Raw genomic sequence first — 5,807 nt, 5'->3', positions numbered from 1 at the left:
GGGTAGCTCAAGCGCCGCAGCCGTCGGGGTGAGTGTGACTTCGGCTGTGGTGACCGGTAGGCCGTAGGGATCGACCTCCTCGGTGATCGTGACGTGAGCCGGGAACGAAACGTCCGCCATGATCCTCCTCAGAAAATGATCAGGTCGAGATCGGCGCCGACATCCATGAAAATCTGCTTTATGGCGCCGGCGACTTGACCCATGCGGTTCCACGCCTTGACGAGGGAGTCCTCCTCGTCGGCGCCGTCGCCGATGGTTATCTGCCAGGTACCGGGTGTGGTGCGGTCGTCGACGAACGTGGCCTCGGTGACGTAGTCGACGAAGATCTGATCGCCGAGCTGGAAGCCGATCTGGTCGTTGATCCAGAAGTCTGCGTTGGGTCCGAGAATGTAGGGCGCGTTGTCCTGGACGGTCACTTTGTGGCTGGTGTAGCCGCGGGTCTGATGCAACCCGTGCTTGCCGGCCATCAATCCGTCGAGGGTGAACGCCTTGTCGGAGCCGGTGACGAAGTGCTCCTGGAAGGCGTACGGCCCGGCCCGCTGCACGCGGCCTTGGTCGGTGTACTCCGCGAACGCCAGGAACACATCGTCCAGCTGACCCATGTACAGCGCGTCCAGCCCCGGCAGGCCGATCAACAGACCCAACCAGGCAAGGGCGTTCTTGATGGCGAAGCTGATGCTCGCGTTCACCCAGCCGGGGCTGCGGCCGCCGACCAGCACATGCATCGCCAGCGGTTTGTGGATGCTGATGTCGGAGGCGCCGAGACCGGAGTACTCGCCCTCCATGTACCAGATCCACGGGAAGTACCGCTTGTTCCCGAATGGCGTTGTGGCGTAAGCCTGTTCGTAATCGCCCGAGGCGGACAGGTCGGGGTAGCGGATCGGGGTCGTGCCGTCATCGAAAAAGTCTTCGAAGAACCGCGAGATACCGTCGAGCAGGGTTCCCGTAGCGCCGACCACGTTCGATTTGTCCTCGGTGGTGATGAACACCGTCGGACGGTCGAGGTACATCCACTCGGGGTCGGGCTGTTCATCCACATCAGGCAGGTAGAACTGTGCGGTTGCCGCAACGCCCGTGCCCTGGAACAGGGGCAGGAACACCTGATCGGCGTGCTCGAACCGCACACTGATCGCGCCGAACGGTGAGGTGTCGGTGAGGACGTTGATGCCGCCGATCGCGATCGGCCACGCTATCGACCCGACCTCCGCCCAGTCCGGGGCGCCGGTCCACTGATCGGCTGACATGAACGCTTGGCGGCGAAGGATGTTCGCGAGCATTGTCAGGTGGAACATGGAGCGGACGCCGAGGATCATGAACCAGTGCCGCGGCCACTGCGCCAGCAGCGGAGCGAACGGGCTGGCCCAGCAGACGGTGGTGGAGATGTGGTTCCAGCAGTGGATGGCCTCGATCTCGATCGTCTTCATGCCGCGCTCGTCGACAACCTCCGCGACCCGGGTGATGAACCCGTCCCACCGCTGCCCGTTGGTCTCCGCCGTGATGGGGATCGTGGCGTCCTCGCCATCGGGATTGCGAAACAGGTGGTCATAGTGGACGGTGTCTGGGGCGACGGTCATCTTCAGCCCGCCTGCGGCGTTCCTGACGTGGCTGAAGGTGAGGGAGATATACCGGCCTTCCTCGCCGACCTCCGTCATCCACTTGTCGTAGTAGCGGACCGTCGCTTGCGGATCACGCCAGGCGTCCTGCTCCGCTTTGCGGAGGGCGTCCATCCGCCGGACTTCGGTGTGCCCATCCCACGGAGGCGCGGTCACAGTGGCCTCGCGTTCAGCGGCGTCAGTGTGCCGACCACTTCAGAGGTGAGGTCGCCATCTTCCACGGAGACGTGGATCTCGGTCGTGCCCCAGGGTTCGATCGCGTGCAGGAACCTACGGCCACCCATCTGCCCCCACACGTTGCGCAGGTACACCCCTGCGGCGTTGTAGATGCGTGCGGTGCGGTGACGAGGGTGCAGGTCGATCCGTAGCGTCTCCCCCGATTCGATCATGGGGATGGTCATCATGCGCAGATCCGCATCAGGATCGGCGGCGGGATCCAGATCCTCGATGAAGTATCGGCCGGGCCCCTTGAGGGTGTACCGCGCCCACGCGGGTTCGGAGGCGTCGTTGCGCTGCTTCAGGATGCCCTGGTTGCTGCCAGCGGTGTTGACCCAGGAGACCTCCCGCTCGAGCCCCGCCCAGAACGCGTCCGGACCTACTGCGGAGACGGTGTACGCCTCGTGCAGGTTGATGCTGGGATCGATCCCCGACAGCGGCTCTGGCGCGTCGCCGAGATACAGCGATGTGCGCCGCCAGCCTTTGACCTTGGTCCAGTAGCACAGGTGGCCCGGCTTCTTCCGGGACCAGCCACGCCACCACAAATCGTGCACGGTCTGCCAGTGCCGCATGTCGCGGATCTCCAGGCCGACGTCGTTGCCGATGGAGACGTTGAAGTCCGTCATCCGCTTCGAGACGACGTCCCGACGGAAGGTGGCGCCATCCTGGCGGGCGCCCTCATCGAACAACAGCTCATGCGGTGGGAAGAAGTGGCCCTTCGGGTCGGCGCCGAGAATGACGCCTTCCGCCCCGACGCCCGGCCCGGCCAAATGCCACGGTCGCCCGTTGACGTCGACCCATACGACCTTGGTCTGATCGCTGGTCAGCAGACTCACCGGCGGCGCTCCGTAGCCAGCAGTGTCACCGCCGAATAGATCGCGCCCTCGTCTACGCCGATGAGGCGCAGCGACTGCGCGAGATCGGCGGACCGGCCAGCGAGCGACTTCCGTGGCGCCCGCAGCTCGACGGTGAACGCTTCGTGCGCCTCGTTCAATATCTCGCCGTCCAAATCGACTGCCGCGGCGAACTCTTCACGGTTCATCGGCCGAAACCTCCTCCGCGCTGATTCGCCAGAGTCCGGCGCCGCCACACCCGCTCCACCGCCGCTGCGGCGGAGTTCGGGTCCATGCCGTAGTTGTTCACTGTCATGCCCCCGCCACCTGCCAGGCCCATGCCGATCACCCCAGCGCCCGTCTGCAGCATCTCTTTCCAGTTGTTCTGAAGGAGCTGCTGGAATTCGCCGGTGGTCTTCTGCCACTGCCCTGCCGCCTGGGACCCGAGGTTGGCCATTGCCCCCTCCGGGGTCGGAGCCATCCACCACGGGGCGGGCCCGTTGAACAACTCACCGGTCAGGGGCGTGCCCTGCAGTGGGTGCTGACCCTGTGTTTGCGTGCCCGCATTCGGTGCGCTGGTGGTGGGGCTGGGCGGGTTGTACACCGCATCGACCCCCTCTCCGCCCACGGTCGATGCCGGGGTTGTGGATGTGCCGAAGCTGCTCGGCCAGTTGTCAACCCACACCGGTACCGCAGTGCCAGACGGGCGCGTGCCGCTGCCAGTCGAACCACCCGGCGAGCTGCCCGAGCCAGATGCGCCGCCACTTAATCCGCCCGGGGCCGAGCCAGAACCGCCGCCACCGCGCGTGCCAGGGCTGCCCTCGGCGAGCGGATTGCCGGGTATCGGGAAGTGCCACTTCAGCGGGAAGTCAGCCGCGCCCTTCGCGCCTGCGCCCACCTCGACACCGTCTGTGCCGCTGCTCTCGACATTGAGATCGCCCAACGTCGAAGCCATGTGACTGTTCGGGCCACCGCCTCCACGCATCACGCCAATGGAGAAATCGCCGGGACCACCGAGTCCGGGCAGGAATCCGAATTTGGTGAAGTCGCTCTCGGTATTGAAGTAACGCGCGTTCGGGGTCTTGCCGTTCAGCTTCGCCCATATACCGCCCGCGATGCCGGAGCAGTCCCACGACGGGTTACCTGTGCCGCCGTACTGGTATGGCTTTCCCGCTTCGCCGCGCGCCCAGTTCTGGGTGTCGACCAGGCCGCCCGTAGCGAATCCCGGCACCATCTCGTGCAACAGCCACGGAGGCGGAGTCCAGCCGTTGTTGATCGCCTCGAGGAACGGTAGCGTCGCCGGATTCGTGGCCTGCGCGCGAGTGACGTAGGCGAGGTGTTCCTTGTTGGATACGCGGATGATGTTCGCATCGTCGGTTGGGCCGCCGATGCCTCGGATCAGGCCGCCATCGCGGAACTTGAGCATGGCGTTTCCGAGATCCTGTGCGGCGCCGGCGCCCGGGATCTCGATCGTGCCGATCTTGCGAGGCACCTTGGCGAGAATGCCGCCGAGGAAATGGACCGCGGGACGCAGGATATCAGCGATTCCGGACCATATGGTCTTGATAACGCCACCGGCCGCGCCGAACGCTTCCCCGACGAGTCCTATACCCTTCTTCATGTTGTCGAATACCGGTGAAACGACCTTGGTCCAGGCGAATTGGATTGCGCTGCCGACACTCTTGAAGACTGGGTCGACGACGTTGTCCTTGAAGAAGGAGATCGCCGTCCCGACGAGACCGATGCCTTTCTTCATATTGTCGAATACTGGCGAGCCGACGTTATCCCACAGCCACGAGATCACCGCGCCGACGGCCTGGAATGCGGGCGTGGCGACGTTCCGCCACCAATACGAAATCGCGTCCCCGACCAGACCGATTATGGCCTTGAAGTTGTTGAACACCGGCGAGCCGATATTGTCCCACCAGTACGAAATGACAGCGCCTACGGCCGTGAACGCCGGTGTGACGATGCTGTTCCACCACCACGAGATCACGTTCCCAACGACCTCGAACGCGCCTTTAACCCCATTGAATGCGGGCTGAACGATCCCGGTCCACCATGCGGATATCAGTGAGCCGATGAACCCGAAGACCGGCTGAAAGACTTCCGTCCATAGCCAGTTCGCTTTGTCGCCGATCCACTGGATGCCGGTCAGGATTCCTTGCCACGCGACCTTCAGGAACTCCCAGGTGGCCGAGACTGCGGCCTTGATGCCGGTCCAGATCTTGTCCCAGAGCTTCTTGCCGACCTCGGTCTTGGTGAAGAACGCCCACAGTGCGACGCCGACCGCCGCGACAGCGGCGATGGTCAGGCCGATCGGGCCGGTGGCGAACGCCATCGCTACGCCGAATGCCCGCGCCGCCACAGCGCCTGCGATCAGTGCGACGCGGTGTGCTGCCAAGGCGATCGTGTTGCCGGTCAGCGAGAGGGCGCTACGACCCATAGCTGCGGCGAACACGCCCTGGGCTACCGAGCTGGCGAAGGTGATCGCGTTCCATGCCACCATCGCTGCGCCGATTACCTTGGCCGCGGTAGCGGCTGCCAGGAGATACGGGGCGAGCGGCGCGAGATGTGCAAGCACGGAGGCCAGCGGCGGGGCGATAGCCGCGAGCACCGACGCCCACGGCGTGAATGCCTGCACCAGGGCAGGGATCACTGGGGCAAGTCGCTGCATGACCTCGCCGAGCGCCGGCATGAGGATTTCCGCCATCGCAGCCAAGCCGGGCGTGGCCTGGCGGATCGCGTCACCGACCGCCGCGAACCCCGGAGCAAGGGCCGCAGCCGAGATGCCGCCGAGGGTGCTGAACAGGCTGAACAGCGGACTGACGACCGCGGCGATATTCGCGAACACCTGCTGGGCACGGTCGAACACCGCCGTGATCTGATCGGCGGAGATATTCCTCAACTTGTCGCCGAGGTCCAGCAGCAAATTGTTCAGGCCACCACCGGAACCGGCCACTGTAGATGCGGCTGTCGCCGCGAATTGGGACAATCCCAGCGTGAAACCGCCGAGCCCGTTCTCGCCAGCGGACAACGCCGTGAAGAACTGATTCGAGGCAGCGGTCATCTGGTCGAATGCCGCAACGCCTTCTGTTCCGGAGAGGGAGTTGGATACCTCGGTGCCGATTCGCCCGAAAACCCC

The 5,807-nt window shown here is 64.7% G+C and carries 4 protein-coding genes; all 4 read right to left on the bottom strand.

Going from position 1 to position 5,807, the window contains the following annotated elements; translation table 11 throughout:
* Positions 1-128 precede the first annotated feature (128 nt).
* A complete protein-coding gene (locus ON27_RS00165; RefSeq protein ID WP_245559722.1) occupies positions 129-1,769 on the bottom strand; it encodes a Gp37-like protein in 1,641 nt (546 codons plus the stop codon).
* Positions 1,766-2,665 carry a hypothetical protein gene (locus ON27_RS00160; protein WP_043717398.1) on the bottom strand — a complete coding sequence of 300 codons (900 nt, stop codon included), beginning with the start codon at positions 2,663-2,665 and terminating at the stop codon, positions 1,766-1,768. The genes ON27_RS00165 and ON27_RS00160 overlap by 4 nt, the downstream gene beginning before the upstream one ends.
* Positions 2,662-2,871 carry a hypothetical protein gene (locus ON27_RS00155; RefSeq protein WP_043717395.1) on the bottom strand — a complete coding sequence of 70 codons (210 nt, stop codon included), beginning with the start codon at positions 2,869-2,871 and terminating at the stop codon, positions 2,662-2,664. Before ON27_RS00155 ends, ON27_RS00160 begins: the two co-directional genes overlap by 4 nt.
* The coding region (locus tag ON27_RS39575; protein ID WP_218002942.1) for a phage tail protein at positions 2,868-5,807 on the bottom strand (2,940 nt) is incomplete at its 5' end. The genes ON27_RS00155 and ON27_RS39575, both read right to left, overlap by 4 nt.

Origin of the sequence: Nocardia asiatica NBRC 100129 (assembly GCF_000308415.1) — a bacterium.
GTDB lineage: Bacteria > Actinomycetota > Actinomycetes > Mycobacteriales > Mycobacteriaceae > Nocardia > Nocardia asiatica.
The sequence above is the reverse complement of the archived record's forward strand: the minus strand, read 5'-3'. Positions and strand labels throughout refer to the sequence as shown.

Excerpts from the sequence above, each read along its gene's own strand:
- ON27_RS00155 (WP_043717395.1), bottom strand. The coding sequence starts at position 2,871 with ATGAACCGTGAAGAGTTCGCCGCGGCAGTCGATTTGGACGGCGAGATA.